Raw genomic sequence first — 25,814 nt, 5'->3', positions numbered from 1 at the left:
CCGCTTCCCTTCCCCGGGGTTCAACTAGAACGACAGCACCGCGTTGTCGATCAGCCGGGTGGTGCCCACCCGGCCGGCCACCGCGAGCACCGCCTCACCCGTGTACGGCTCCGCGACCTCGGCGAACGTGGCCGGATCGACCAGCACCACGTAATCCAGCGCCAGCTCGGGGGCGGCGGCCTCCAGCACCTCGCGGGCGGCGGCGACCACCCGCGACGGCACGCTCTCGGCCGCGCCCGCGCGCAGCGCCCGGGACAGCGCCAGGGCCACCTCCCGGTCGGCCGGCGACAGGTAGCGGTTGCGGCTCGACAGCGCCAGCCCGTCAGGCTCGCGCACCGTCGGCGCGCCGACGATCTCCACCGGCACGTCCAGGTCGGCCACCATGCGGCGGATCAGCGCGAGCTGCTGGGCGTCCTTCTGCCCGAACACCGCGAGGTCCGGCTGGACCAGGTTGAACAGCTTGAGCACCACCGTCAGCATCCCGTCGAAGTGCCCCGGCCGCACCGCGCCCTCGACGACCCTGCCCATCTCGCCGGACCGCAGGCTCACCTGCCGGTCCGGGTGGTACATGTCCTCGGCGGCCGGGGCGAACACCACCTCGACCCCCTCGGCGCGGCACACCTCCAGGTCGGCCTCGAACGTACGGGGATAGCGGGAGAAGTCTTCGCCGGGGCCGAACTGCAGCGGGTTGACGAAGATGCTGACCACCACGTGGTCGGCGCGCGAGCGGGCCGCCCTGATGAGGGAGCGGTGCCCCTCGTGCAGGGCGCCCATGGTGGGCACGAGGGCGACGGAGCCGTCACCGCGAGCCTTGATCAGGTCGGTGCGGTTCCTGGCGACGATGGGGTCCATGAGGCGGCCTCCGGGGGCGTCATGCGGATCCGTGCCATGCCGGTCACGGTCACGTCCATATGTTGCCACCCAGGGCGTCGAGCAAGCGTTCGGCCTCCTCCGGCTTGAGCAGGCCGGCGGCCAGCGCCCGGTCCGCGGTGAGCCGGGCCAGTGCGACGTAGGCGTCGGCCGCCTCCGGCGCGGCCAGGATGAGCGCGTCGACGTGCTTGCGCACGGTGCCCGCGTCGCCCCGCACCACCGGGCCGGTCAGCCCGCCGATGCCGAGCCGCAGCACGTTGTCGAGGGCGGCGCCGAGCAGCGGCCCGAGCATGCGGCCCGGGTGCTCGACGCCGATGCGGCCCAGCAGGTCGGACGACTCGGCGATGAGCGTGACCATGTGGTTGGCGGCGCTGGCCAGGGCCGCGTGGTAGAGGGCGCGGTCGGCGTCGGCGATCCACACCGGCTCGCCGCCCATCTCGATGACCAGCGCCTCGGCGATGGGACGCAGCGGCTCGGGCGCGGTGACGCCGAAGGAGCAGCCGGTGATCCGGTTGAGGTCGTCGTCCCTGCCGGTGAACGTCATGACCGGGTGCAGGGCGAACGGCAGCGCGCCCGCCTCGGCGGCCGGTCGCAGCACGGACAGGCCGTAGGCGCCGCTGGTGTGGACGAGCAGCTTGCCCTGGAGGCCGGCGCCGGTGGCGGTCAGGCCGCTGACGAGGTCGGGCAGCGCGTCGTCGGGGACGGTGAGCAGGATGAGCTCCGCCGCCTCGACGACCTCCTCAGGGCGGACGGGCTCGACGCCGAGCCGGTCGGCGGCCCACCGCCGGGAGGCGTCGGACACCCCGCTGGCGGCCACGATCCGGTGCCCGGCCTGCGCCAGGGCAGCGCCGAGCGCGGAGCCGACCTTGCCCGATCCCAGCACGCCGACGGCCAGCCGTGCCGGGCGATCTGCTGCGTCCATGTCCCACCCCTGTCGAGCACCCCGGAAGACGCTGCCGCCCAGCGTAACGGCCGAGTTGCCACGGGGGCGTGACCTGGGCTTTGCCGCATGTTGCGTTAGCGACAAAACGGACAAGGGCATATAAACCGTGCACCCCCTGTCGGGAATGATGATGAGGAGAGGGGTACATCGCATTCAGCGGGCGCCGAGTCCTGAGCTGGACCCGACGCCCGCACTGTGACGAACTCCTTGGAGGTGCACCCTGGTCGCCATCGCCGACTGGCCGGCCCGGGTACGGGGCTCGGACCGGTTCACTCTCGAACCGGTCCGAGTTCCGGCATGTCAGCGATGCACGTGAGCGCTGGAGCCCCCCTTGCAGCCGGCGATGCCGACACCGGCGACCCCCACCCCGTTGCCGCAGGCGTTGATCGGCGCGGTGATGGGCAGGAAGAGCTGGTTGCCGGACAGCACGCCGCTGCGTCCGCTGGTGATGTCGCCGTGACCGGGGCCGTGGGCGTAGGCCGGGGCGGCCACCGAGAGCATGCCGAACGCACCCGCGACGACGATGGCTTTCTTGAACACGAGGGACTCCTTTTCGGGACGACTGCCGGATGATGACAATCAGCAGTCACTCGACTACTTTATGTAAACGGTAGCGCAAGATCGCAACACCGCGTAGTAAAGAAATCGCGCCACGTGTTGGCCGGGAGTCGTGAGATAGTCGCGGGATGTGGCTCACCTGGCGCGCCGCCATGCAACGCGCGCTCTATGGCGAGAGCGGCTTCTACCTGCGCGAACGCCCCTCCGGGCACTTCCGCACCTCGGTCAGCGCCTCGGCGGCCTTCGCCGACGCGGTCCTGGCCCTGCTGGAGGAGGTCGACGCCGGGCTCGGCTCGCCCGACCGGCTCGACCTGGTCGACATCGGCGCCGGCGAGGGCACGCTGGTCCGCCGCGTGCTCGACGCGGCCGGCCCCGCGCTGCGCGACCGGCTGCGCATCACCGCCGTCGACCTGTCGCCCCGGCCCGGCGAGCTGCCCGAGCGGATCGCCTGGCAGCCGCGGCTGCCGTCCGGCATCCAGGGCCTGGCGATCGCCAACGAGTGGCTCGACAACGTGCCGCTGGACGTGGCCGAGCAGACGTCCGACGGGCCGAGACTGGTGATGGTCGACACCGAGACCGGCGAGGAGCGGCTCGGCGACCCGCCGCAGGGGGCCGACCTGGAGTGGCTGGCGCGGTGGTGGCCGCTGTCGTGCGTGGGCTCGCGGGCGGAGATCGGCTGGCCGCGCGACGCCGCCTGGGCGGCGGTGCTGAACCGGCTCTCCAGAGGCCGGGCGATCGCCATCGATTATGCACACCCTGTGGATAACCGGCCGATGCACGGCACGCTCACCGGATACCGTGACGGAGCGGTCGTCTCGCCCGTACCCGACGGCACCTGCGACATCACGGCCCACGTCGCGCTCGACGCGTGCGCCGAGGCGGGCCGCAAGGCCGGCGGGATATCCACAGGCTTGTCCACACAGCGGGCCGCGCTGCGCGCTCTGGGCATCACTGGCGACCGCCCGCCCCTCGACCTGGCCCGCACCGATCCGCGGGGTTATCTGCGCGCGCTGGCCCGCGCCTCCGAGGAGGCGGAGCTGATCGATCCGGGGGGCCTCGGCGGGTTCGGCTGGCTCAGCCAGAGCCGGTGAAAACGACCAGAACCGGTGGAATGGCCCGAGCCGGTCAGGCGACGCTGAGGTCCAGCGACTCCAGGCCGCGGATCACGTACCCGGGCTTCCACACCGGCTCGCGGACCAGCTCCAGCTTCGGCGCCCGCTCCAGCAGGGCGCCGAACGACTCGATGAGCTCGATCCTGGCCAGCGGCGCGCCCAGGCAGAAGTGGATGCCCGCGCCGAAGGAGATGTGCGGGTTGTCCACCCGGCCCACGTCCAGCCGCTCCGGGTCGTCGAACACCTCGGGGTCGCGGTTGGCCGAGCCGAACAGCAGCGCCACCTCCACGCCGCGCGGGATGGCGACGCCGCCGACCTCGATGTCCTCCAGCACCCAGCGCTCGAACATCTGCAGCGGCGTGTCCCAGCGCATCAGCTCCTCGACGGCCGTCGGCAGCAGCGAGCGGTCGGCGCGCAGCCGCGCCAGCTCGCCCGGGTTGCGGAACAGCGACCACCAGCCGTTGCCCGTCACGTTCACCGTGGCCTCGTGACCGGCGTTGAGCAGCAGCACGCAGGTGCCGACCAGCTCGTCCTCGGTCAGCTCGTCGATCGCCGCGAGCGCGCTGATCAGGTCGTCGCCGGGCCGCTCCTTGCGCTCGCGGGCCAGCTCCTTCAGATACGCCGCGAACTCCGACGCCGCCCTGACGGCGGTGTGCTGCGCCTGCTCCGACGGGTTCAGCTCGTACATCCCGCAGATGTCGGCCGACCAGGGGCGCAGCAGGTGGCGGTCGGCGTCGGGGATGCCGAGCATCTCGGCGATCACCGTCACCGGCAGCGGCTCGGCCACCTCGGCGATCAGGTCACCGCCGCCCCGCTCCACGTACGCGTCGACCAGGCCCTCGGCGATCGCCCGCACCCGGGGGCGCAGCGACTCGACCATGCGGGGCGTGAACGCCTTGGAGACGAGGCGGCGCAGCCGGGTGTGCACCGGCGGCTCCACGTCGAGCATGCCGGCGCGGATCACCCGCCAGAACGGCTCCTGGAACTCCGGCTCGGGCTCCTTGCCGAACTCCTCGTGCGTCGCCACGTGCAGGTACGACCTGCCCAGGCGGCGATCCCTGAGCAGGGCGTTCACGTCGGCGTGCCGGGCGACCAGCCACTGGCCGGTCGGCTCGAAGAAGCTCACCGGCGCCTCGCGCCTCAGCTCGGCGTAGACGCCGTACGGGTGAGCGACGAAATCCGGATTCCACGGGTCAAAGCGCACTATTCAATACTAGAAGCTTTCGCCCGCCTGCTCCTCACCCGGATGTTGAGCAGCTCCACGATGACCGAGAACGCCATCGCGAAGTAGATGTAGCCCTTCGGGATGTGCTGGTCCAGCCCCTCGGCGATGAGCACCACACCGATCAGCACCAGGAACGCCAGCGCCAGCATCTTGATGCTCGGATGCGTGTCGACGAACCGGCTGATCGGCCCGGAGGCGAACAGCATCACCAGCACCGCCACGACCACCGCCGCGATCATCACGCCGAGCTCGTCCACCATGCCGACCGCGGTGATCACCGAGTCGAGCGAGAACACCACGTCCAGCACCATGATCTGCGCGATCACCGAGGCGAACGACGCCGCGACGGCCTTCTTGCCGTCCTTCTCGCCCACGTCCATCGTGTGGCCGATCTCGGTGACGCTCTTGGCGAGCAGGAACAGCCCGCCCAGCAGCAGGATCAGGTCCCGTCCCGATATCTCCTGCCCCAGCACCTCGAACAGCGGCTCCGTGAGCCGCACCACCCACGACAGGGCCAGCAGCAGGAGCAGCCGGCTGATCAGGGCCGCCGCCAGGCCGAGCACCCGCGCCCTGTCCCGCTGCTCCGGCGGCAGCTTTCCTGCCAGGATGGAAATGAAGATGATGTTGTCGATGCCCAGCACGATCTCCAGGGCCACAAGGGTGAAGAACCCTATCCAGATCTGGGGATCTGCCACCCAGTCCAACATCGATTACCTCCTGCTATCGGGGGATGTCGAGGAAGCAACGAGTCAACGGGCCGATAAGTTCGCGGTTGCGTTTTACGGGTGGGTGTCGGTTATAGTGCCGACGTAGGTCATGAGTGCCAGCGCCAAGCCCCGGCTCGCTGGCCGGCAACCCTCGCGTCCGCGGCGGGGTGCCCCGGGTGAAGACCTGGTCCGTCACGAGGTGTGGCGGGCAAGCGCGGGCTCACTGGCTGCTCCAGGGGTCCGATGACCCCGAGGAGGTTCGCCGTGTCCACCCTGACGATCTTCAACGCCGCCCGCACCACCGCCGCCGAGAAGCCGGCCCCCGTCCAGCAGGCCCGCGCCATCCCCGCCGTCGTCGGCGCCGACCTGGAAGTGCCGGTCAAGGGCGGCAAGCTCGTCGGCTACGCCAACCTCGACTACGCGGCCAGCGCCCCCTGTCTGGAGCCGGTCAGCGCCGCCGTCGCCGCCGCGCTCCCGGCCTACTCCAGCGTCCACCGCGGCGCGGGCTACGCCTCCCAGCTCACCACCGCCCGCTACGAGCAGGCCCGCCACACCGTACGGGCCTTCGTCGGCGCCCGCACCGACGACGCCGTCATCTTCACCCGCAACACCACCGACGCCACGAACCTGCTGGCCGGCTGCCTGCCCGAGGGCACCACCGTGGTCGTCTTCGACACCGAGCACCACGCCTCGCTGCTGCCCTGGCCTGACGCCGTGCGGCTGGCCCCGCCCGCCTTCCCCGGCGAGGCCGTGCGCGCCGCCGACGACGCGCTGGCCGCGATCGACGGGCCCAAGCTGCTCGTCGTCACCGCCGCCTCCAACGTCACCGGCGAGCTGTGGCCCATCGCCGCGCTGGCCCACATCGCGCACCGGCACGGCGCCCGCATCCTCGTCGACGCCGCCCAGCTCGTGCCCCACCGGCCGGTCAACCTGACCGCGCTCGACCTCGACTACGTGGCCTTCTCCGGCCACAAGCTGTACGCGCCGTTCGGCGCCGGCGTGCTGGTCGGCCGGCGCGACTGGCTGTCGGCGGGCACGCCGTACCTGAAGGGCGGCGGCGCGGTGCGCTCGGTCGGGGAGAGCACCGAGTGGCACGACGACGCCGAGCCCCGGCACGAGGCCGGGACCCCGAACGTGCTCGGCGCGATCGCGCTGGCCGCCGCCTGCGACGCCCTCACCGCCACCGGCTGGACGCCGCTGCTGCGCGAGGAGGAGCGGCTGATCGCCCGGCTGCGCGCCGGCCTCGCCGGCATCGAGGGCGTACGGGAGCTGTCGCTGTGGGGGCCGGAGCACCCGCGCGTGGGCATCGTGTCGTTCACCGTCGACGGCTACAGCGCGCGCGAGGTCGCCGAGGCGCTGTCGAGCGAGTACGGCATCGGCGTGCGGGACGGGAAGTTCTGCGCCCACCCGTTCGTCCGGCACCTGCTCGGCACCGCCGACGGCGGCTGCGAGGACGACACGGCCTCGGCGGTGCGCGCCTCCATCGGCATCGGCACCACCCAGGAGCACGTCGACCGGCTGGTCGGCGCGCTGCGTGACCTGGTCAGCCGCTAGGTCTCAGCGGTTCGGCGGCTTCGGGCGCGTCGGCTGGTCGTTCACCACCGCGTCCACGTCGCGCATGTCCTCCTCGCTCAGCCCGCCCGGCCGGTGCTCGGCCGGGTGCGGACGCTCGGCGGGCTCGGCGGCCTGCGTGCGGTCGTAGCCGGCCGCCTGCGTGCGGTCGTACTCGCTCGCCTGCGTGCGGTCGTAGTCAGCCGCCTGCGTGCGCTCGTGCTCGGCGGGCTGCCGGGGCACCGAGTGCCGTTCGTCCGGGTAGGCGGCCTTCGTGTCGGGCGCCGGCCGGTCCACGGTCGTCGTGGCGCCCGCCGCGGCGTCCCGCTCGGCCGCCCGCCGCTCGGCCCGGCGCCTGTACACGGCGCCGAGAATCCCGTCGAGGCCGAAGCGTCCCCCGCCCAGCGCCAGGAACAGCAGCGACGCCGCGCCGAGCGCTCCGACGAGCTCCCAGCCGCCCTGCTGGACGAAGATGCCGTTCGGCGCGTGCACGAACACAGCCGCGCCGATCATGCCGATGAGCAGCACCAGCGCGGCCGGCCGCACCAGCAGGCCGAGGATCAGCAGGATGCCGCCGACCGTCTCGGCCACCGTGACGAACGCGGCGGCGAGCTGCGGCATCGGCACGCCCGACTCGGCGAACATGCCGCTCGTGGCGCCCAGCCCGGCCTGCCATTTCTGCAGCCCGTGCGCCAGGAAGATGACGCCGATCACCACCCGTGCGATCAGGGCGGCGATGTCGAACACAACCCTTTTCATGGTCTTTTCTCCCCCGTTTCCAGTACTCATCCCCCTGGCTGGACCAGCGATGCACCCCCATACCGTTCCTTGACCGACCCGCCGGTGGCAGCATGGGCCGTATGACGGAACGCGTGGTCGGAATCGGTGCCGGGGCCAAGGAGCTGGCCACCGAGGACATGATCCTGAATATCGGGCCGCAGCACCCGTCGACTCACGGAGTTCTGCGCCTGCGGCTCACTCTTGACGGTGAGCGCATCTCCGGCGCCGAGCCGATCATCGGCTACATGCACCGGGGCGCGGAGAAACTGTTCGAGGTGCGCGACTACCGGCAGATCATCGTGCTGGCCAACCGGCACGACTGGCTGTCGGCGTTCGCCAACGAGCTCGGCGTGGTCCTGGCCGCCGAACGCATGCTCGGCATGGAGCCGCCCGTCCGCGCCGTCTGGGCGCGCACGCTGCTGGCCGAGCTCAACCGGGTGCTCAACCACCTGATGTTCCTCGGCTCGTACCCGCTGGAGCTGGGCGCGATGACGCCCATCTTCTACGCCTTCGACGAGCGCGAACGCATCCAGGCCGTCATGGAGGAGATCTCCGGGGGGCGCATGCACTACATGTTCAACCGCGTCGGCGGCCTCAAGGAGGACCTGCCGCTCGGCTGGCTCGACCGGGTCGCCCAGGCCGTCGCCGACACCCGCCGCCGCGTCCCCGACATCGAGAACCTCATCCACGGCAACGAGATCTTCCAGGCCCGCACCAAGGGCGTCGGCGTGCTCTCCCGCGAGCAGATCCTGCAGTACGGGGTCAGCGGCCCCATCGCCCGCGCCTCCGGGGTCGACATCGACCTGCGCCGCGACCAGCCCTACCTGGCCTACCCCGAGCTGCCCGTCACCGTCGTCACCCGCACCGCCGGCGACTGCCACTCCCGCTTCGAGGTGCTGCTGGAGCAGGTCAAGGTCTCGCTCGACCTGGCCGACGCCTGCGTCCAGCGGCTGCGCGAGCTCCCCCAGGGCCCGATCAACCAGCGCCTGCCCAAGGTGCTCAAGGTCCCCGAAGGCCACACGTACGCCTGGACCGAGAACCCGCTCGGCATCAACGGCTACTACCTGGTGTCCAAGGGCGACAAGACGCCGTGGCGGATGAAGCTGCGCTCCGCCTCCTACAACAACATCCAGGTGCTGCGCGAGATGCTGCCCGGGCACCTGGTCTCGGACATGGTGGCGATCCTCGGGTCGATGTTCTTCGTGGTGGGTGACATCGACAAGTGACCTCCCCTCCGCGACGCGACAGGTACGTCGACTGGCTGCGGGCGCTGAGCCTGATCGTGGTGGTGGTCTGGCACTGGGCCTTCACCATCCTGCAGTGGAAACCGCACGGCCCCGAGCCCACCAGCCCGCTCGGCTTCACCTCCGGGCTGTGGATTCTGACCTGGCTGCTCCAGGTCTTACCCCTGTTCTTCTACGTCGGCGGGCACGTCCACCTGCTGTCGTGGGGCCGGGCGTGCGAGCGCGGCACCGGCCTCGGCCGCTTCGTCTGGCGCCGCCTGCGGTCCCTGGCGATCCCGGCGCTCGGCCTGATCGGCGTGTGGGTCGCCGTCGGCGCCGTCGTCACCTGGCTGTTCGACGTGCCGTGGATGTGGCGGGTGGTGCTGCTCGTGCTCAGCCCGCTGTGGTTCCTCGGCGTCTACCTGGTGCTCATCGCGCTCCTCCCCGTCGCGCTCCTCCTGCATCGCAAGTACGACGTGCTGGCCCTCGTCTGGCTGGGCGGGGCGGCGCTGGTCGTCGACGTGGTCCGGTTCCGGTACGACGTCGAGTGGGCCGGCTGGCTCAACATGGTCATCGTGTGGGGGCTGGCGCACCAGGCCGGCTTCTTCTACGACCGCATCGTCGCCCTGCCCCGCCGCTACGACGTCGGCATCCTGTGGACCGGGCTGTTCGCCCTGTTCGGGCTCGTCTACTCGGGCATCTACCCGGGCTCCATGGTGGGCGTGCCGGGGGACAAGTGGTCCAACATGGCGCCGCCGACGTTCGTCATCGTCGCGCTGCTCATCTTCCAGATCGGGCTGGTGGAGGTGCTGCGCCCGGCCATGGAACGGGTCCTGGAACGGCCGGGCTGGAACCGGGTCAACGCCGTCATCAACCGTTTCGCGCTGCCGCTGTTCCTCTTCCACACGACCGGCATGGCCATCGCGCTCGGCCTGTCGTGGTGGCTCTTCGGCAGCCTCACGCCCGAGGTGCCGCCGGACGTGTGGTGGTGGCTGGAGCGTCCCCTGGCCGTCGCCGGCCCGCTGATCTGCACCCTCCCGGTCATCTATCTCTTCGGCCGCCGCCCCCGCGCCGGACGGCCGGACACCGGCTGAGGGCCTGTCAGCCTCGGAGACGCCGAGCGGCGCCCAGTCGCCGTTGACCTGGGCGGTGAGGCGGTGGGAGGACGAGCGGCTAGCCTGGCCGCTGGTCCTCCGGATCCTTCGGGACGCGGCAGGCGTGCTCCAGGAAGAGCGCCGCCACGATCAACGCCACGCACGACAGGAACGACCCCGTCGAGACGAAGAACTCCGACCGCGGCGTCTCCTTGGCGAAGAGCTGCACCGTGTGCAGCGCGAAGCCGCCGAACAGCCCCGCGAACACCGCGCCGCCGTAGGCCGACGCCTTGCCCAGGGCCGCCAGCCGGGCCACCGCCAGCGGCTCGACCGGCTTGGTGCCCGGCTTGCGGGCGATCCGCGCCTTCGTCATCCAGGCGGTGTAGGCCTCGCCGATCGCCAGCAGCAGCATCGTCGGGATCGCCGTCCACGGCACCAGCACCAGATCGACGTAGACCAGCCGCACCACGCCCCAGGCGATCAGCGCGACCACGACGATGAGCCCGACGAGCACGCCGGGCCGGGTCGGCCTCAATCCGGCCTCTGCAGCTTCAGGTCCTCGCGCAACCGCACACCCCGCCGGTCCAGGCCCACGAGCAGGTCTGCCACCCGGCCCCGCCCCGGCAGCTCACCGTCAGGGTCGGCCGCCGCCCACGGCACCAGCACGAACGCCCGCTCGTGCGCCCGAGGATGCGGCAGCGTCAGCTCCGGGTCGTCGCTGACCGTGTCACCCACCATGATCAGGTCGACGTCGAGCGTGCGCGGCCCCCACCGCTCCTCGCGCACCCGCCCGAATGCGTTCTCCACGCTCTGCGCCCGCTCCAGCAGCGTGCGCGGCGGCAGCGTGGTCTCCGCCACGACCACCGCGTTCAGATAAGGGCGCTGGCCCCCCGGACCGCCCACCGGATCGGTCTCGTAGACCGGCGACGCCGCGACGAACTCCAGCCCCGGCGCGTCGAACAGCGTGTCGACGGCCCCCTGCAACGTCAGGAACCGCCGCCCCAGGTTGCCGCCCAGGGCGAGGACGACCTTCATGCGCGCCTCCGCTCGATCGTCACCACCACGTCGCCGAACGGCAGCGGGATCGGCGCCGCCGGCTTGTGCACACTCACCTCGACCGACTCGACGAGCTCCCGGGCCAGGCAGACGTCGGCCAGCCGCTGCGCGAGCGTCTCGATCAGGTCGACCGGCTCGCCCTCGACCACCTTGACCAGGTCCTGGGCCAGCTCGCCGTAGTCGACGGTCTTGGCCAGGTCGTCACCGGCCGCGGCCGGCGCGGTGTCGAGGAACAGCGTCACGTCGACGACGAACTCCTGCCCCAGCTCACGCTCGGCCGCGAGCACCCCGTGTCTCCCCCGGGCCCGCAGGCCCTTCAGCGCGATCCGGTCAGCGCTCAAGCTCGCCTTCCTCCTCCTCGTCGTCATCGCCCTGCAGCACCGGCGAACCGTGGTGCATCCACAGCCGCCAGCCCTGACCCGTGCGGATGTAGACGTTGCTGGCCACCACCTTGCCGGCGGCGAAACTCGACTCGCCCTCCTCGCCCGCGGTGAGGATGTTCTCCACGCAGGTGAGCACGGCCACGTCACCCAGCACCGTGGTGTTGACGTCGGTGAGCACGAACTGGATGTAGGTCGTGTTGGCCATGATCAGCGCCCACGACCGCAGCACCTCCGAGCGCCCCGTCAGCAGGGTCCAGCCGGGATGCACGCAGCTCACCTGGTCGTCGGCGGTGTCCTCGGCCCAGATCTCGGTCATCCTGTCGAGGTTGCCGTCCTCGATCGCGGTGTAGAAGTCCTGGTTGACCGTCTCGATGGCGGCGGTGTCGACGCTCATGTGTTGGCTCCGGCTCTCTTCCATGCTGCGGCCACGCGCACGGCGTCGGCGTTGGGACCTACGTGGTGGACCCGTACGCACCAGGCGCCCTCACGGGCCGCCAGCGCGGTCACGGCCAGGGTCGCGTCGTCGCTGCCGCTGAACGGGCGGGGGGTGCCGTCGGCGCCGGCCAGCAGCCGCCCCAGGAACCTCTTGCGCGAGGCCCCGATGAGCAGCGGATAGCCGAGCTCGGCGAGTTGCTGCGTGCCGGCCAGCAGCGCCCAGTTGTGCGCCGCGTTCTTGGCGAAGCCGAGGCCGGGGTCGAGCACGATCTGCTCCTCGGACACGCCCTCGGCGAGCACCAGGTCGACCCGCTTGGCGAGCTCCTCGCGCACCTCGGTGACCACGTCGTGGTAGACGGCGCGGCTGTCCATGTCCTGGCTGTGGCCGCGCCAGTGCATCACCACGTACGGGACGCCGGTGGCGGCGACCACGCGCGGCATGGCGGGATCGGCCAGGCCGCCGCTCACGTCGTTGACCAGCCGCGCGCCCGCCTCGACGGCGGCCCTGGCCACCTCGGCGCGCATCGTGTCGACGCTGACGGCCACGCCCTCCGCGTTGAGCGCCCTGATCACGGGCACCACGCGGGCCAGCTCTTCCTCCATCGACACCCTGGCGGCGCCCGGCCTGGTGGACTCGCCGCCCACGTCGACGATGTCGGCCCCCTCGGCGACCAGCTCCAGGCCGCGGCGGATCGCCACGCCCTCGTCGAACCAGAGGCCGCCGTCGGAGAACGAGTCAGGGGTCACGTTGACGACGCCCATGACAAGGCACCGGTCCTCGTCGCCCAGCCCCGGCACTCTCGTCATGAGGCCAAGCCTAGGCGCTCGCCCATACCTGGTGATATCGCGGGTCCCTGGTTGTGGATAACGATCCATCCCCGGCGGAATGCATGCGGCGCGGTCAGGCGTCAGCGTCCCAGGATCAGCGCCATCGCCTCGGCGCGGGTCTTGTCGCTGGTGCGGAAGTCGCCCCGGACGGCCGACGTGACGGTCTTGGCGCCGGGCTTGCGCACACCCCGCATGGTCATGCACAGGTGCTCGGCCTCGACCACGACGATGACGCCGCGCGGCTCCAGCACCCGCATGATCGCGTCGGCGATCTGCGACGTCATCCGCTCCTGGACCTGCGGCCGGCGGGCGAACACGTCGACCAGCCTGGCCAGCTTCGACAGGCCCGTCACCTGACCCTGGTCGTTCGGGATGTAGCCGACGTGGGCCGACCCGTAAAAAGGCACCAAATGGTGCTCACAGGTTGAGTAGACCTCGATGTCCTTGACCAGCACCATCTCGTCGTGGTCGACGTCGAAGACCTTGTTGAGCACGTCTTCGGGGGTCTGGTGCAGGCCGGAGAACTGCTCGGCGTAGGCGCGGGCGACACGGGCGGGCGTCTCGAGAAGGCCGTCGCGGTCGGGATCCTCGCCGATGGCGTACAGGATCTCGCGGACGGCCTTCTCGATCCGGCCGAAATCTACGTCGTGCGGCTTCACGCACTGTCCCCGGAAGGCAGCGCGTCCTGGTGGCCCGAGGTGAGCGAGCCGTTGGCCGACTGCTCCTTCGGCGTCAGGATCGGCGGCCGGTCGGAGGGCAGCCGCTTGCCGTAGCCCGCGTAGGAGGGGCGGTGCTCCTTGACGACCACCGGGGAGAAGATCTCCAGCACCTGGGCGCGGGAGAGCGTCTCCTTCTCCATGAGCTCGAGCACCAGGTTGTCGAGCACGTCGCGGTATTCGACCAGGATGTCCCACGCCTGGTCGTGCGCCGTCTCGATCATCCGGCGGACTTCCTCGTCGATCGTGGAGGCGATCTTCTCGGAGTAGTCGCGCTCGTGGCCCATCTCGCGGCCCAGGAACACCTCGGCCTGACCGCTGCCGAACTTACGGGCGCCGAGCTGCTCGCTCATGCCGTACTCGGTCACCATGCGGCGGGCGACGGCCGTGGCCTTCTCGATGTCGTTGGAGGCGCCGGTGGTGGGCTCGTGGAAGACGAGCTCCTCCGCCGCGCGGCCGCCCAGCAGCATCGCGAGCTGGTCCATCATCTCCGACCTGGTGGCCAGGAACTTGTCCTCCATCGGCAGCGTCATCGTGTAGCCGAGCGCGCGGCCCCGGGACAGGATCGTGATCTTGTGCACCGGGTCGGAGTTCGGCAGCGCGTGCGCCACCAGCGCGTGACCGCCCTCGTGGTAGGCGATCATCTTCTTCTCCTTGTCAGACATGACCCGCGTCTTGCGCTCGGGCCCTGCCATGACACGGTCGATCGACTCCTCCAGCATATCCATCGTGATCAGCTTCTCGTCGGCGCGCGCGGTGAGCAGCGCGGCCTCGTTGATCACGTTGGCCAGGTCGGCGCCGGTGAACCCGGGGGTGCGGCGGGCGATGACGTCGAGGTCGACGCCCGGCGCGAACGGCTTGCCGCGCCCGTGCACCTTGAGGATGCCCTTACGGCCCTCCAGGTCGGGACGGTCGACGGTGACCTGCCGGTCGAACCGGCCAGGACGCAGCAGCGCCGGGTCGAGGATGTCGGGCCGGTTGGTCGCGGCGATGAGGATCACGCCGCCCTTGACGTCGAAGCCGTCCATCTCGACAAGGAGCTGGTTGAGCGTCTGCTCGCGCTCGTCGTGACCGCCGCCCAGGCCGGCGCCGCGGTGGCGGCCGACGGCGTCGATCTCGTCGATGAAGATGATCGCCGGGGCGTTGGCCTTCGCCTGCTCGAACAGGTCACGCACCCGGGAGGCGCCGACGCCGACGAACATCTCGACGAAGTCGGAGCCGGAGATCGAGTAGAACGGCACGCCCGCCTCACCCGCGACCGCGCGGGCGAGCAGGGTCTTGCCGGTGCCGGGCGGGCCGTAGAGCAGCACGCCCTTGGGGATCTTGGCGCCGATCGCCTGGAACTTGGCCGGGGCCTGCAGGAACTCCTTGATCTCCTGAAGCTCCTCGATGGCCTCGTCCGCGCCTGCGACGTCGGCGAACGTGGTCTTGGGGGTGTCCTTGGTGATCAGCTTGGCCTTGGACTTGCCGAAGTTCATCACCCGGCTGCCGCCGCCCTGCATCTGGTTCATGATGAACAGGAAGATCAGCACGATGATGACGATCGGCAGGAAGCTGAGCAGGAGGCTCACCAGGAAGCTCTCCTGGGGCACGTCGGTCGCGAAGCTCTTGGTCTTCTTGGCGTCGACCTGCGCCTGCAGCTCGTCGGTCAGCTTTGCGCCGTAGCCGGTGACCCAGTCAGACTGGATCGTCTTCGTCGGCGTGCCGCTGCCGCCGACCTGGATCGGGCTGTGCAGCGTCAGCTCGATCCGCTGGTCCTTGTCGATGATCTTGGCATTGCTGACATTGCCGGTGCGGATCTGCTGGAGCACCGTTGACGTGTCGGCCTGCTTGTAGTTGCCGCCGCCGCTCCAGAGCTGGGTGACGAGCAGGAGCAGCACGACGATGCCCAGGATCCACAGCAGTGGCCCACGTGTAAATCGCTTGAGATCCATCCGATGCGGAACCCCTTGCGGGCCCGTCCCTTCCTGACCATGGCCTGGAACCCCGGGAAATCCCGGGGCCGCGGCATCCGACACCGCGACTTCTGACTACCCGAAGGGGACGCGGGGTCACCCTCCCGGAGTCAGAAGGTACACCGGAGGAGCGCACGGAGGGACCGCCCGCTACACCGGTCTTGCCCTACCAACGTACGTCAAGGCACGCGGTGTTCCCGGCCACAGTCAGGATTGCTAGCGGTAAACGTGCGGCGCGAGGGTCCCGATGAACGGAAGGTTCCGGTATCGCTCGGCGTAGTCGAGGCCGTAGCCGATCACGAACTCGTTGGGGATGTCGAAGCCCACGTACTTGACGTCGATCGGCACCTTGACCGCGTCGGGCTTGCGCAGCGCCGTGCAGATCTCCAGCGAGGCCGGGTTGCGCGACTTGAGGTTCTCCAGCAGCCAGTGGAGGGTCAGACCGGAGTCGATGATGTCCTCCACGATGAGCACGTGGCGGTTCATGATGTCGGTGTCGAGGTCCTTCAGCACCCGCACGACGCCCGACGACTTGGTGCCGGCCCCGTAGGACGACACCGCCATCCAGTCCATCTGCACCGGCACGTGCAACGCCCTGGCCAGGTCGGCCATCACCATGACGGCGCCCTTGAGCACGCCCACTAGCAGCAGCTCCTGGCCGGCGTAGTCCTCGTCGATGCGCCCGGCCAGCTGCTTGATCTTGGCCTGGAGCTCGTCCTCCGGGATGAGGACCTTCTCCAGATCCTTGCCCATGTCGGCAGCGTCCACCTGTTGGTTCCTTACGCGATGGGACGGATGGCGACTATCAGGGTGCCATACCGCCGAACGGCGCTCAGCCCCCCGGGCAGGTCCACCGCCTTCTGCCCGTGCCACCGCGTGATCAGCCGCTCCACCGCCCGCACGTGCCCCGCCGAGAGCGCCCCGGAGGGCGCTCCCGCCGCGAGCGCCGCCCGCCGCAGCACTCGTGTCCGTACGGCCCCGGGGACCCCTTCCAGAGCCCGTACGGCCAGCGTCACGTTTCCGGCGATATCGCTTAGAGCGCAATCCTGGTACACCGATTCGGCCCACTGATCGAGCGCGTCCGCGTCCTCACGCGCCAGCCCCGCCGTGCGCGCCAGCGCCTCCGCCACCCCGGGCCCCAGCTCCCTCTCCAGAACCGGCAGCGCCACCGCCCGCACCCGCACCCGCGTGAACCGCGGATCGTCGTTGTGCGGATCCTGCCACGGAGCCAGCCCCAGCGCCTCGCACGCCGCCACCGTCGTCGCCCGCGAAAGCTCCAGGAACGGCCGCCGATAGACGCCCGACACCGCCGCCATCCCCGCGATCGACCGCAGCCCGCTCCCCCTCGCCAGGCCCAGCAGCACGGTCTCCGCCTGATCGTCACGCGTGTGCCCCAGCAGCACCGCCGCCGCCCCATGAGCCCCGGCCGCCTCGCCCAGCGCGGCATAACGCGCATCCCTGGCCGCCGCCTCGGGCCCGCCCGCCGTGCCCACCACCACGGCCCGCACCTCACCGAACCCCAGGCCCAGCTCCCCCGCCAGCGCCGCCACCCGCGCCGCCCGCTCCCCGGAACCCTCCTGAAGCTGGTGATCGACGCTCACGAGCCCCGTACGCAGCCCCGCCCTCGGCCCCACGAACCCCGTCGCCGCCGCCAACGCCAGCGAATCGGCGCCCCCACTGCACGCCACGAGCACCAGCGCCCCCTCGGGCACGTCCGCCAGCGCCTCACGCACCATCCTGCGAACGTCGGCTACAGCCGGATGCGGTCCCACGTCCCCATTCTCCCCGCCCGGGCCGTCAGCCCGTACGAGAGCGCCGAAGTCCACCGACCCGGCGCCGGGGGGCGGACCTGGGGTGCGCCGCCGAAGGGCCACACCCAGCCGACGGACGCCCACCTCCGGGAGACGCCACGCACGGCGGCCAGCCCCGTGCGGCGCGCCGTACAAGGGCGCCGAGCTCCACCGACCACCACCCCACCGACCCGGCGCCCGGGAAGGGGCCGTCCGGGGGTGCGCCGCCGCAGGGGCGCCCAGCCGAAGGGGCGCCCGTCCGACGGGCTGCTACCCCCGCCGGCACGGGTCCGGGGAGGGGGTCAGCTGGGGAGGGCGGGGGTGCCGATGACGCGGCGGATCCAGGCGTCGGGGTCGGAGATCTCCGCCGGGGTGGGCAGCGTGTTGGGTGAGGTCCAGACGCGGTTGAAGCCGTCCATGCCGGCCTGGCCGACGACGCGGTGGACGAAGGCGGAGCCTTCGGCGTACTGCTTCATCTTGAGCTCGATGCCGAGCAGGCGGCGGATGGTGCGGTCGAGGCGGGAGCCGCCTTCGCGGCGCTGGGCGAACTTGGCGCGGATGTCGGCGACCGACGGCACGACGGAGGGCCCGACGGCGTCCATCACGTAGTCGCCGTGCCCCTCGACGAGGGTCATGACGGCCGTGAGCCGGTCGAGGATCTCCTTCTGCTGGGGCGACTGGATGACGTCGATGAGGTTGCCCTCGCCGCCGCGGACGACGTCGGCGACGGTGTCGGCGGCGCCGCGCAGGCGGTCGACGAGCGTGGGCAGGTCGAGGTCGGAGGCGAGCAGGAAGTCGGTCATCTGGGACCGGACGTACTCGCGCAGCCAGGAGACGCCGGTGAACTGGACCCGGTGGGTCTCTTCGTGCAGGCAGACCCACAGGCGGAAGTCGTGCGGGTTGACGTTCATCTCGCGCTCGGCGTTGACGATGTTGGGCGCGACGAGCGTGAGGCGGCCGGCGGGCTCGCGTCCGCTGGGGTCGGGCGGCAGGAACAGCTCGTACTGGCCGAGGACCCGGGTGGCGAGGAAGGCGAGGACGGCGCCGACCTCGACGCCGGTGATGCGGGAGCCGACGGCGGAGATGATCGCGGGCGGCGGGTTGGCGCCGTTGGCGACCTTCTGCGTGAGGGGCTCCAGCACGACGCGGAAGCCTTCGACGTTGGCCCGGATCCAGCCGGGCCGGTCGACGATGGTCGCGGGCTGTGGCGCGGTCTCGGTGTGGATCTTGGTGAACTCGCGTACGTGGCCTTCGGCCTCGCGCGAGAGCGTGCGGAGCTCGGCGACGGCCTGCCTGGCCTCCTCCCGGCTCACTTGGGGACCGGGGCGCACCAGGCGCGTGCCGGTCGTGACGGCCAGATCCCAGTCGATCACCTGCATAACGTCCACCGTACGTGTTTCTCGTCAAGACCGCGCGACGATGGCGGCCAGCCTGTCGAGCACGGGTTCGGCGTAGACGGGGACGCGGTCGGCCAGGAAGGCGAAGGTGACCAGCCTGCCGTCCTTGGTGGTGGCGAGTCCGGCGAGCGTGTTGACGTGGTTGAGGGTGCCGGTCTTGGCCCTGACCAGGCCGACCTGGCCTTTGCTGTCGGCGCCGGTGAAGCGGCGGCCGTTGCCGAGGGTGCCGGTGAAGCCGGCGATGGGCATGCCGGAGGCGACGGCGCGCAGCTCGGGGTGCTGGGGTGCGCCGGCGAGGGCGATGGCGCGGGCCATGGCGGAGGCGCTGATGCGGTTGCGGATGGACAGGCCGCTGCCGTCGGACACCTGGACGCCCTTGGTGATGCCGAGCCGGTGGAGCACCTGGGGGACGGCCTTGGCGAGCCCCGCGAACGAGCCCGGCTGGCCTTCCTTGATGGCGACGTGCCGGGCGAGGGCTTCGGCGAGGTCGTTGTCGCTGAAGGTGAGGGTGTGCTCGACGAGGGCGTAGATCGGCGCGGATTCGACCCTGGCCAGCTCGGCGGCTCCGGCGGGGGCCTTGCCGGGGCGTACGGACTTGGCGGCGCTGATGCCGTGCTTGCGCAGGACGCCGGCGAAGGCGGCGGCGGCGTGGGCGGCCGGGTCGGCGACGCGGGGCTGGCGCTGGCCGGGGATCTGGCGGCCCTCGTCGATGGTGAGGGCGTGGACGGGGGCGACCTCGCCGTCGGGCACGTAGTTGGGCTTCCAGCCGGGCGCCTGCACGGGTCCGGTGAACAGGGAGGCGTCGTAGGTGAGCGTGACCTTGGTGACGCCGCGGGCCTTGAGCGCGGCGGCGGTGCGGGAGGCGAGCGTGGTGAGCGACGCCTGGTCGGTGAAGTCGCTGGGCCTGGCCTGGGGGCCGCGCAGCATGGGGTCGCCGCCGCCGACGAGCACGATCGCGTTCGCGGAGCCGCCCTGGAGGACGCGGGTGGCCAGGCGGGTGTCGGGGCCGAGCGAGGCGAGCGCGGCGGCGCCGGTGACGACCTTGGTGGTGGAGGCGGGGGTGATGCCGGTGTCGGGGTCGGCGGCGAAGATCTGCTCGCCGGTCGTGACGTCGACGACGACGGCGCCGACGCGCTTGCCGAGCGCTTCGTCACCCAGCGCATCGGTGAGCTGCTGCGTCAAAGTACCCTTAGTCGGGAGAGGTCCGTCTCCTGACCTCGCCGGAAGCTGGGCCAGCACAGGCCCGGCGGTGACCACGGGGACGGGGGGAACCCCTTCGGGAGACGCGCTCGTCTCGGCCGGTGACGGCCGCCTCGTCAGCGCGCTCAGGTCGAGGTCGTTGTTCATCGCATAGACGCCGGTGACGATGGTCACGATCTGCAGCATGACGAGAGTGGTCAGCATCACCCACCGCTCGTGCCGCGCCACGTCGCCTGACCTCTCTCCTGGTGTTCGCCTACGAGACATTAACGCCCGCCCGGGGGTGCCCGGGGGGCCGAGCGGAGGAACCGCGGTGGAGTTCGACGTTGTCGTTGAGATTCCCAAGGGGCAACGGAACAAGTATGAAGTGGACCACGAGTCCGGCAAGATCAGGCTGGACCGGCTGCTGTTCACCTCCACGCAGTACCCCGCCGACTACGGCTTCATCGAGAACACCCTCGGTGAGGACGGCGACCCGCTGGACGCGCTGGTGCTGCTGCAGGAGCCGACGTTCCCGGGCTGCTACATCACCTGCCGGGCGGTCGGCATGTTCCGGATGACCGACGAGAAGGGCGGCGACGACAAGGTCCTGTGCGTCCCCGCCACCGACCCGCGCATGGCGCACATCCAGGACATCCACCATGTCCCGGAGTTCGACCGGCTGGAGATCCAGCACTTCTTCGAGGTCTACAAGGATCTGGAGCCGGGCAAGTCGGTCGAGGGCGCCAACTGGGTGGGCCGCATGGAGGCGCAGGCCGAGATCGAGCGCTCCTTCCAGCGGGCCAAGGACGAGGGCCACGGCCACTGACCTTCAGCGGGGCCTGGTGGCGCCCACCAGGTCCCCTCGCCACATCGACGCGATCCGCACGACGTCGCCGGTCTGCGGGGCGTGCACCATGAGCCCCGGCGCGACGTACATCCCCACGTGGTGGATGGTCGACGGGTCGTTCTTGTCGTAGCCGAAGAACAGCAGGTCGCCGCGGCGCAGCTGGTCGAGCGGCACGTGCGGCCCGGACGTCCACTGGGTGCCCGTCCAGTGGTCGAGGCGCACGCCGGCCCGCTCCCAGGCCCGCATGGTCAGGCCGGAGCAGTCGTAGCTGGCGGGCCCGTCGGCGGCCCACAGGTAGGGCTTGCCGAGCTGGGTCAGCGCCCAGTTGGCGGCCACGTCGCCCATCGAGGAGCCGCTGGAGAGCGGCACGTGCCCGATGCGGGTCTGCCGCCGCCTGGCGAGCAGTTCGGCGCGGGTGCGGGCGGCGTCTACGAGCCGTTGCAGCTCGTCGCGCCTGGCCCTGAGCTCCTTGGTCTCGCGCCGCTGCCGGGCGACCGCCTCCCGGGCGGCGATCTTGGCGCGTTCGGCCGCCTCGGCGGCGTACTGCTGGGCGGCGTGCACGCTCGCGGCGTGCGTGGTCAGGATCTCGGCGACCTCCTCGGCGTCGCGCAGCCGGGTGAGCAGCAGGCCGCGCTCGCCGCCGAGCTGCCGCAGCAGCCCGGCCCGGTGCAGGTAGCCGTCGTGGTCGCCGTGGTCGTTGAGCATGCCGAGGTATTCGGCGGGCAGTGGCAGCCCGCCATAGCTCTGGGCGGCGAGCATCGCCACCGCCTGCCGGGCCCGCTCGACCTCCGTGGTCGCGGCGCTCTGCCGCGCGGCGGCCTCCCGGTGCGCCTGCTCGGCCTGGCGGAGCCGGACGACCTCCCCGTTGTACGCCTCCACCAGCCGCTCGGCCTCGGCCGCGAGCCGGTCGAGCCGCCCCTGCGCCTCGGCCAGCTCGGCGCTTGCCGTGCCGAGCTCCTTCGCACGATCCCGTACGGCCTGCCGCGCTCTGGCGACGTCACGCGGCCCCGGTTCGGCGTGAACCGGCGGGCACAGCGCGACGACCAGGGTGGCGACCAGGAATCCGGCTCTGACGTGCATAGAATCCCCCTGCGGTCACTCTATGCACACACTTCCCAACAGTAACGAATGCCACACTCTCAGCTCGTTACAGAGGGTGATACCGACTCGGTGGGGGTCGCCGTGGCGGGCGGCGTGGCGGTGCTCGTCGGCTTGCCCGTCGGTTTCGCCGTCGGTTTGGGCGACGGCGTGGGCGTCGTCGGCGTGGGCGCCGGGGTGGGGTCGGGCTGCGGTGACGGCATCACCGGCGGCTTGCCGGAGGGGCGCGGCTTGCCGGGCGGCGGGGTCACCGGGTCGACGGGGTGGACCGGGTCGAGCGTGGGGTCGCCGAGGTCCGGGCCGGTCGGCGGCGGGGTGCTCGGCACGGGCTCGGGGTCGCCGCCGATCGGGGTGAAGACGGGCGGCTGCGGGCTGGGCGTCTGCTGCCCGGCCGTCGCGGGGGTCACGCCGAGCGGGCGGGTGGCCGTGCTGTCGACCTCCACGCTGCCGGGCACCTGCCGCCGGTCGGACCAGGGCAGGGTGAGGCCGGGCGGCTCGCCCTGCGGCGGGAACGCGACGGAGGCGACGCCGGGCAGCCCGCCGACCTCCTTGCCGAAGTAGTCGAAGATCGTCGCTATCGCCACCAGGGTCGCGACCGCCGCCAGCGCGCCTGCCAGCGCCCGAGGCCACTTGCGCGGCCCCCGCTCGACGGCAACGGGAAACCCGGCGGCGTCCAGCGCCTCCGAGCGCCTGGCCACGTAGCGCCGGTAGAGGTGCAGCTCGGGGTCGACGAAGCAGCTCAGCACCCGGACCCTGAGCACGTCGGGCAGCGTGATCTGCGGCAGCAGCTCGTAGACCTTGGCGGCCGACACCTGGCGGTTGCGGTGCGGGGCGCAGGTCTCGCAGCGGGCCACGTGGGCGACGAGCTGCTCGCGCATGCCGGCGGTCAGCTCGCCGGCGAAGCCGGTGAGGATGCGGGCCCGGCGCGGGCAGTCGTAGGGGCCCTTCCTGGCCAGGAACTCCACGGTGATGGCGTCGCGCAGCCGGTCGCGGGCGGCTTCGTGGGCCGCCTCGGCCTGGCGGGCGGTGACGCCGAGGACGGCGGCGACGTGCGGCATCGGCAGCCCGTGCCGGGCGTTCAGCTCCAGCGTCTCGCGGTCGGCCGTGGGCAGGCTCTGGACGGCGTTCCAGGCCACGACCCGCAGGTCGGCGTCGTCGGGGTCGGTGATCTCGGGCGCCTCGGCCAGCGTCTCGCCGGCGTCGGGCAGGTCGGCCATGCGCCTGCGCAGGCACTCGCCCCGGGCCAGCGCGTAGAGCCAGGGCCGCAGCAGGTCGGGGTCGGACAGCGCGGCGGCGTGCGCCTCGGCGGCGATCAGGGCGTCGCGGAGCGCGACCTGGGCGCTGTCGGTATTGCGCAGAAGGGTCCAGCAGTAGCGGTAGATGCCTTCGGCGTAGGTGTCGTACAGGACGGCCACGGCGCCCGGGTCACCGGAGCGCAGGGCCTCGACCAGGTCACGGTCACTCATGTAACCGAAGGTAATGGATTGGTAACTTGTAGTTCTACCGATTCCGCGGGATAAACATAGGTTGTCGCCAGCCGCTTTTACGATTTATCGCATTAATTGGGTTATTGCACCCGGGCTTTCAACGCCTGGCTGCCCCGGTCGATCTGGAACGGCTCCGTGGTCGGCTTCACCGTGTGCATCGGCACGATCCCGCCGAGCGCCAGATCCTCGTACGGCCTGCCGGTCGAGCCCCACGTGCGGGCCGTCACCTCGGTCCGCCCCACGGCGCTGCCCTGCGGGAGCCCGGTGATCGTCAGGATGAAGCGCGGCGGGCTGCCCGCCTTCACGTCGTCCACGAACGTGCTCCCGCCGCCGAGCAGCTTGCCCGCCTTGTCCCGCAGCAGCGCGTTCACCACCAGGCTGCCCGCCGGCACCTGGTACGGGTTCGACACGTACCCGGTGATCAGGTACGAGCCGTCCTTCTGGCGCAGCGTCTGCACCCGCGACACCGGGAACGGCCGGAACGCCGAGGCGATCCTGGCCGCCATCCGCCACTGGGCCGGCCGGTAGTCGATGCTCACCTTGACCGGCTTCTCCGACGCGCCGGCCTCGCCGGTGAACACCAGCGAGCCGCCCGGCGGCACCGCGTCCAGGGGCTGGTCCATCCGCACCACCTCGCGCCCGGCGGCGTCCTTGCCGACGACCGTGGCCACCACGTGCTCGCCGAAGTGCCACGGGTTGCGGTTGGTCAGCACGCCCGCCCAGTTGACGGTGTAGCCGCCGGCGGACTTGACCACGTTCGACGCCTGCTCCTTGAGCGTGAGCGGCTTGAGCTGCTGTTGCGGACGTTCCTCCGACGAGCACCCGGTGAGGCAGATCGCCCCGAGTGCGAGGAGGCTGACGGTTCGGCTACGCGGGATCACTTTGCCGTGATAACCCGTTCATGGGTACGGCGGGTCCGGGACACGCGCCTGCCGTACCAAAGCTTTAACGCGCCCGTACGACCCGCTTTTCATCCCAGACCGGCTCCGGCGCCTCGTACACCACCCCGTCGGACCCGAACACCAGGTAACGGTCGAAATCCGCGGCGAACCAGCGGTCGTGGGTGACCGCCAGCACCGTGCCGTCGAAGGCGTTCAGGCCGTCCTGCAGCGCCTCGGCGCTGGCCAGGTCGAGGTTGTCGGTCGGCTCGTCCAGCAGCAGCAGCGTGGCGCCGGACAGCTCCAGCAGCAGGATCTGCAGCCGGGCCTGCTGGCCGCCGGACAGCGTGTCGAAGCGCTGCTCGGCGACCAGCCCGGCCAGCTCGTAGCGGGCCAGCGCCTTCATGGCCTCGTTCTTGAGCTTGGCGTGCTCGGTCATCACGATCTCGACCGGGGTGCGGCCGAGCAGGTCGGGCCTGGCGTGCGTCTGGGCGAAGTGGCCGGGCACCACGCGGGCGCCCAGCCTGGCGACGCCCGTGTGGGCGACCGGCTCGCCGGCGATCAGGCGCAGGAAGTGGGACTTGCCCGAGCCGTTGGAGCCGAGCACCGCGACCCGCTCGCCGTACCAGATCTCCAGGTCGAACGGCCGCATCAGGCCGGTCAGCTCCAGCCGCTCGCAGATGACCGCGCGCTTGCCGGTGCGGCCGCCCCGCAGGCGCATGCTGATGTTCTGGTCGCTGGGCGCCTGCTCGGGCGGCCCCGCCTCCTCGAACCTGCGCAGCCGCGTCTGGGCCGCGTGGTAGGGGGCGGCCATGCCGTCGTTGTAGCGCGCCTTGTTCTTCAGCATGTTGACCAGGGCCTTGAGCTTGGCGTGCTCCTCGTCCCAGCGGCGGCGCAGCTCGTCGAGGCGCTCGTTGCGGGCCCTGCGGGCCTCGGCGTAGGTGCCGAAGCCGCCGCCGTGGATCCAGATGTTGCCCGACTCGACGGTGACGATCCGGTCGGCCGCGTTGGCGAGCAGCTGCCGGTCGTGGCTGACCAGCAGCACGGTCTTGGGCGTCTCGCGGAGCTGGGCCTCCAGCCACTCCTTGCCCGGCACGTCGAGGTAGTTGTCGGGCTCGTCGAGCAGCAGCGTCTGGTCGGGGCCGCGCAGCAGCGCCTCCAGGACGAGCCGCTTCTGCTCGCCGCCGGACAGGGTGGACACGTCGCGATATTTCACGTTGTCGTACGGCGCGCCGAGCGCGGCCACCGTGCACGTGTCCCAGAGCACCTCGATCTCGTAACCACCGGCGTCGGTGTAGTCGCTGATCGCCTGGGCGTAACGGAGCTGCGCCTTCTCGTCGTCGCGCTCCATCATGACCAGCTCGGCCTTCTCCAGCCGCGCCGCCGCCTCCCGCACCGCCGGCGGGGCCACGCTCAGCAGCAGGTCGTGCACCGTGCTGCCGTCGCGCACGCTGCCCACGAACTGCCGCATCACCCCGAGCCCGCCGGAGCTGGCGACGCTCCCCTCGACCGGCTGCAGGTCCCCCGCGACCAGGCGCATGAGCGTGGTCTTGCCCGCCCCGTTGGGCCCGACGAGCGCGGCCTTGACCCCCTCGCCGATCCGGAAGGACACGTCGTTGAGCAGCGGCCGCCCGTCGGGCAGCACATACGTCAGGTGGCCGACCTCGACGTGTCCCATGGCATTTCCCCTCCTACGGAT

Annotated in this window: 26 protein-coding genes and 1 riboswitch; of the genes, 5 read left to right on the top strand and 21 right to left on the bottom strand. The window is 71.3% G+C overall.

The annotated features are described in order from the left end of the window. Positions 1 to 24: 24 nt before the first annotated feature. The 3 genes from panC to ACWDXC_RS28285 form a co-directional block, all read right to left on the bottom strand. Complete coding sequence (panC, locus tag ACWDXC_RS28295) at positions 25 to 852, bottom strand: pantoate--beta-alanine ligase (RefSeq protein ID WP_219501397.1); 828 nt, start codon at positions 850 to 852, stop codon at positions 25 to 27. A gap of 49 nt (positions 853 to 901) precedes the next feature. Then, positions 902 to 1,792 carry a Rossmann-like and DUF2520 domain-containing protein gene (locus ACWDXC_RS28290; protein ID WP_449986701.1) on the bottom strand — a complete coding sequence of 297 codons (891 nt, stop codon included), beginning with the start codon at positions 1,790 to 1,792 and terminating at the stop codon, positions 902 to 904. A 321-nt stretch (positions 1,793 to 2,113) separates the two neighbouring features. Further along, positions 2,114 to 2,353 (bottom strand): chaplin family protein, encoded by a 240-nt coding sequence (locus ACWDXC_RS28285; protein ID WP_308125631.1) that lies wholly within the window; start codon positions 2,351 to 2,353, stop codon positions 2,114 to 2,116. A gap of 146 nt (positions 2,354 to 2,499) precedes the next feature. On the opposite strand from ACWDXC_RS28285, the gene ACWDXC_RS28280 reads away from it, so the two are divergent. Beyond that, the gene (locus ACWDXC_RS28280) at positions 2,500 to 3,462 is read left to right on the top strand and encodes an SAM-dependent methyltransferase (protein ID WP_449986699.1); all 963 of its coding nucleotides are present in this window, start codon (positions 2,500 to 2,502) and stop codon (positions 3,460 to 3,462) included. Positions 3,463 to 3,496: 34 nt separating this feature from the next. Here the strand turns inward: ACWDXC_RS28280 and ACWDXC_RS28275 are convergent, their stop codons facing one another. Further along, on the bottom strand, positions 3,497 to 4,687 hold the full coding sequence (locus ACWDXC_RS28275) for a cytochrome P450 (protein ID WP_449986697.1): 1,191 nt from the start codon (positions 4,685 to 4,687) through the stop codon (positions 3,497 to 3,499). Beyond that, the gene (locus ACWDXC_RS28270) at positions 4,687 to 5,403 is read right to left on the bottom strand and encodes a TerC family protein (RefSeq protein WP_449986695.1); all 717 of its coding nucleotides are present in this window, start codon (positions 5,401 to 5,403) and stop codon (positions 4,687 to 4,689) included. The genes ACWDXC_RS28275 and ACWDXC_RS28270 overlap by 1 nt, the downstream gene beginning before the upstream one ends. Positions 5,404 to 5,520: 117 nt before the next feature. Continuing rightward, positions 5,521 to 5,636: riboswitch (SAM riboswitch) on the top strand. A gap of 43 nt (positions 5,637 to 5,679) precedes the next feature. On the opposite strand from ACWDXC_RS28270, the gene ACWDXC_RS28265 reads away from it, so the two are divergent. Further along, complete coding sequence (locus ACWDXC_RS28265; protein WP_219501388.1) at positions 5,680 to 6,969, top strand: aminotransferase class V-fold PLP-dependent enzyme; 1,290 nt, start codon at positions 5,680 to 5,682, stop codon at positions 6,967 to 6,969. A gap of 3 nt (positions 6,970 to 6,972) precedes the next feature. Here the strand turns inward: ACWDXC_RS28265 and ACWDXC_RS28260 are convergent, their stop codons facing one another. After that, positions 6,973 to 7,725 carry a DoxX family protein gene (locus tag ACWDXC_RS28260; RefSeq protein ID WP_449986693.1) on the bottom strand — a complete coding sequence of 251 codons (753 nt, stop codon included), beginning with the start codon at positions 7,723 to 7,725 and terminating at the stop codon, positions 6,973 to 6,975. A 101-nt stretch (positions 7,726 to 7,826) separates the two neighbouring features. On the opposite strand from ACWDXC_RS28260, the gene ACWDXC_RS28255 reads away from it, so the two are divergent. Then, a complete protein-coding gene (locus tag ACWDXC_RS28255) occupies positions 7,827 to 8,972 on the top strand; it encodes an NADH-quinone oxidoreductase subunit D (protein WP_219501384.1) in 1,146 nt (381 codons plus the stop codon). After that, complete coding sequence (locus ACWDXC_RS28250) at positions 8,969 to 10,063, top strand: acyltransferase family protein (RefSeq protein WP_375074455.1); 1,095 nt, start codon at positions 8,969 to 8,971, stop codon at positions 10,061 to 10,063. Before ACWDXC_RS28255 ends, ACWDXC_RS28250 begins: the two co-directional genes overlap by 4 nt. Positions 10,064 to 10,142: 79 nt before the next feature. Here ACWDXC_RS28250 and ACWDXC_RS28245 read toward each other — a convergent pair whose 3' ends face one another. The 11 genes from ACWDXC_RS28245 to dacB form a co-directional block, all read right to left on the bottom strand. Continuing rightward, entirely contained in the window at positions 10,143 to 10,598 is a 456-nt protein-coding gene (locus tag ACWDXC_RS28245; protein ID WP_219501378.1) for a DUF3180 domain-containing protein, read from the bottom strand. Continuing rightward, complete coding sequence (gene folK, locus ACWDXC_RS28240; protein ID WP_449986690.1) at positions 10,595 to 11,098, bottom strand: 2-amino-4-hydroxy-6-hydroxymethyldihydropteridine diphosphokinase; 504 nt, start codon at positions 11,096 to 11,098, stop codon at positions 10,595 to 10,597. The genes ACWDXC_RS28245 and folK overlap by 4 nt, the downstream gene beginning before the upstream one ends. Continuing rightward, complete coding sequence (gene folB / locus ACWDXC_RS28235; protein ID WP_449986688.1) at positions 11,095 to 11,460, bottom strand: dihydroneopterin aldolase; 366 nt, start codon at positions 11,458 to 11,460, stop codon at positions 11,095 to 11,097. Before folB ends, folK begins: the two co-directional genes overlap by 4 nt. Then, positions 11,450 to 11,896: a nuclear transport factor 2 family protein gene (locus ACWDXC_RS28230; RefSeq protein ID WP_219501370.1), complete on the bottom strand. Its 447-nt coding sequence runs from the start codon at positions 11,894 to 11,896 to the stop codon at positions 11,450 to 11,452. Before ACWDXC_RS28230 ends, folB begins: the two co-directional genes overlap by 11 nt. Then, positions 11,893 to 12,744: a dihydropteroate synthase gene (folP, locus tag ACWDXC_RS28225; protein WP_449986686.1), complete on the bottom strand. Its 852-nt coding sequence runs from the start codon at positions 12,742 to 12,744 to the stop codon at positions 11,893 to 11,895. The genes ACWDXC_RS28230 and folP overlap by 4 nt, the downstream gene beginning before the upstream one ends. 101 nt (positions 12,745 to 12,845) lie before the next feature. Next, positions 12,846 to 13,424: a GTP cyclohydrolase I FolE gene (folE, locus tag ACWDXC_RS28220; protein ID WP_219501367.1), complete on the bottom strand. Its 579-nt coding sequence runs from the start codon at positions 13,422 to 13,424 to the stop codon at positions 12,846 to 12,848. Next, positions 13,421 to 15,415: an ATP-dependent zinc metalloprotease FtsH gene (gene ftsH, locus ACWDXC_RS28215; protein ID WP_219501365.1), complete on the bottom strand. Its 1,995-nt coding sequence runs from the start codon at positions 15,413 to 15,415 to the stop codon at positions 13,421 to 13,423. The genes folE and ftsH overlap by 4 nt, the downstream gene beginning before the upstream one ends. 237 nt (positions 15,416 to 15,652) lie before the next feature. After that, complete coding sequence (gene hpt / locus ACWDXC_RS28210; protein ID WP_049568591.1) at positions 15,653 to 16,204, bottom strand: hypoxanthine phosphoribosyltransferase; 552 nt, start codon at positions 16,202 to 16,204, stop codon at positions 15,653 to 15,655. 11 nt (positions 16,205 to 16,215) lie between these two features. After that, a complete protein-coding gene (gene tilS / locus ACWDXC_RS28205; RefSeq protein ID WP_449986683.1) occupies positions 16,216 to 17,172 on the bottom strand; it encodes a tRNA lysidine(34) synthetase TilS in 957 nt (318 codons plus the stop codon). A gap of 356 nt (positions 17,173 to 17,528) precedes the next feature. Continuing rightward, positions 17,529 to 18,605, bottom strand: coding sequence for a zinc-dependent metalloprotease (locus tag ACWDXC_RS28200; protein ID WP_219501360.1), 1,077 nt, complete (start codon positions 18,603 to 18,605; stop codon positions 17,529 to 17,531). 24 nt (positions 18,606 to 18,629) lie between these two features. Continuing rightward, positions 18,630 to 20,051, bottom strand: coding sequence for a D-alanyl-D-alanine carboxypeptidase/D-alanyl-D-alanine endopeptidase (dacB, locus tag ACWDXC_RS28195; protein WP_449986681.1), 1,422 nt, complete (start codon positions 20,049 to 20,051; stop codon positions 18,630 to 18,632). A gap of 85 nt (positions 20,052 to 20,136) precedes the next feature. Between dacB and ACWDXC_RS28190 the strand changes: the two genes are divergently transcribed. Beyond that, positions 20,137 to 20,631: an inorganic diphosphatase gene (locus ACWDXC_RS28190; RefSeq protein WP_219501356.1), complete on the top strand. Its 495-nt coding sequence runs from the start codon at positions 20,137 to 20,139 to the stop codon at positions 20,629 to 20,631. A 3-nt stretch (positions 20,632 to 20,634) separates the two neighbouring features. Here ACWDXC_RS28190 and ACWDXC_RS28185 read toward each other — a convergent pair whose 3' ends face one another. The 4 genes from ACWDXC_RS28185 to ACWDXC_RS28170 form a co-directional block, all read right to left on the bottom strand. Continuing rightward, positions 20,635 to 21,732, bottom strand: coding sequence for a C40 family peptidase (locus ACWDXC_RS28185; protein ID WP_357583088.1), 1,098 nt, complete (start codon positions 21,730 to 21,732; stop codon positions 20,635 to 20,637). A 59-nt stretch (positions 21,733 to 21,791) separates the two neighbouring features. Next, entirely contained in the window at positions 21,792 to 23,216 is a 1,425-nt protein-coding gene (locus ACWDXC_RS28180; RefSeq protein WP_449986678.1) for an RNA polymerase sigma factor, read from the bottom strand. 101 nt (positions 23,217 to 23,317) lie between these two features. After that, the gene (locus ACWDXC_RS28175; protein WP_219501350.1) at positions 23,318 to 24,118 is read right to left on the bottom strand and encodes a hypothetical protein; all 801 of its coding nucleotides are present in this window, start codon (positions 24,116 to 24,118) and stop codon (positions 23,318 to 23,320) included. Between the two features lie 64 nt (positions 24,119 to 24,182). Continuing rightward, positions 24,183 to 25,793, bottom strand: coding sequence for an ABC-F family ATP-binding cassette domain-containing protein (locus tag ACWDXC_RS28170; protein WP_449986676.1), 1,611 nt, complete (start codon positions 25,791 to 25,793; stop codon positions 24,183 to 24,185). Between the last annotated feature and the right edge of the window lie 21 nt (positions 25,794 to 25,814).

Source organism: Nonomuraea sp. NPDC003214 (assembly GCF_053590035.1).
Note: the sequence above shows the minus strand (reverse complement) of the source record. Positions and strands in the feature narration are given on the sequence as shown.

Excerpts from the sequence above, each read along its gene's own strand:
- tilS (WP_449986683.1), bottom strand. The coding sequence starts at position 17,172 with ATGGTGCGTGAGGCGCTGGCGGACGTGCCCGAGGGGGCGCTGGTGCTC.
- ACWDXC_RS28200 (WP_219501360.1), bottom strand. The coding sequence starts at position 18,605 with ATGCAGGTGATCGACTGGGATCTGGCCGTCACGACCGGCACGCGCCTG.
- ACWDXC_RS28280 (WP_449986699.1), top strand. The coding sequence starts at position 2,500 with ATGTGGCTCACCTGGCGCGCCGCCATGCAACGCGCGCTCTATGGCGAG.
- ACWDXC_RS28255 (WP_219501384.1), top strand. The coding sequence starts at position 7,827 with ATGACGGAACGCGTGGTCGGAATCGGTGCCGGGGCCAAGGAGCTGGCC.
- ACWDXC_RS28185 (WP_357583088.1), bottom strand. The coding sequence starts at position 21,732 with ATGCACGTCAGAGCCGGATTCCTGGTCGCCACCCTGGTCGTCGCGCTG.
- ACWDXC_RS28180 (WP_449986678.1), bottom strand. The coding sequence starts at position 23,216 with ATGAGTGACCGTGACCTGGTCGAGGCCCTGCGCTCCGGTGACCCGGGC.
- ACWDXC_RS28260 (WP_449986693.1), bottom strand. The coding sequence starts at position 7,725 with ATGAAAAGGGTTGTGTTCGACATCGCCGCCCTGATCGCACGGGTGGTG.
- panC (WP_219501397.1), bottom strand. The coding sequence starts at position 852 with ATGGACCCCATCGTCGCCAGGAACCGCACCGACCTGATCAAGGCTCGC.
- folK (WP_449986690.1), bottom strand. The coding sequence starts at position 11,098 with ATGAAGGTCGTCCTCGCCCTGGGCGGCAACCTGGGGCGGCGGTTCCTG.
- ftsH (WP_219501365.1), bottom strand. The coding sequence starts at position 15,415 with ATGGATCTCAAGCGATTTACACGTGGGCCACTGCTGTGGATCCTGGGC.
- ACWDXC_RS28230 (WP_219501370.1), bottom strand. The coding sequence starts at position 11,896 with ATGAGCGTCGACACCGCCGCCATCGAGACGGTCAACCAGGACTTCTAC.
- ACWDXC_RS28290 (WP_449986701.1), bottom strand. The coding sequence starts at position 1,792 with ATGGACGCAGCAGATCGCCCGGCACGGCTGGCCGTCGGCGTGCTGGGA.
- ACWDXC_RS28170 (WP_449986676.1), bottom strand. The coding sequence starts at position 25,793 with ATGGGACACGTCGAGGTCGGCCACCTGACGTATGTGCTGCCCGACGGG.
- folP (WP_449986686.1), bottom strand. The coding sequence starts at position 12,744 with ATGACGAGAGTGCCGGGGCTGGGCGACGAGGACCGGTGCCTTGTCATG.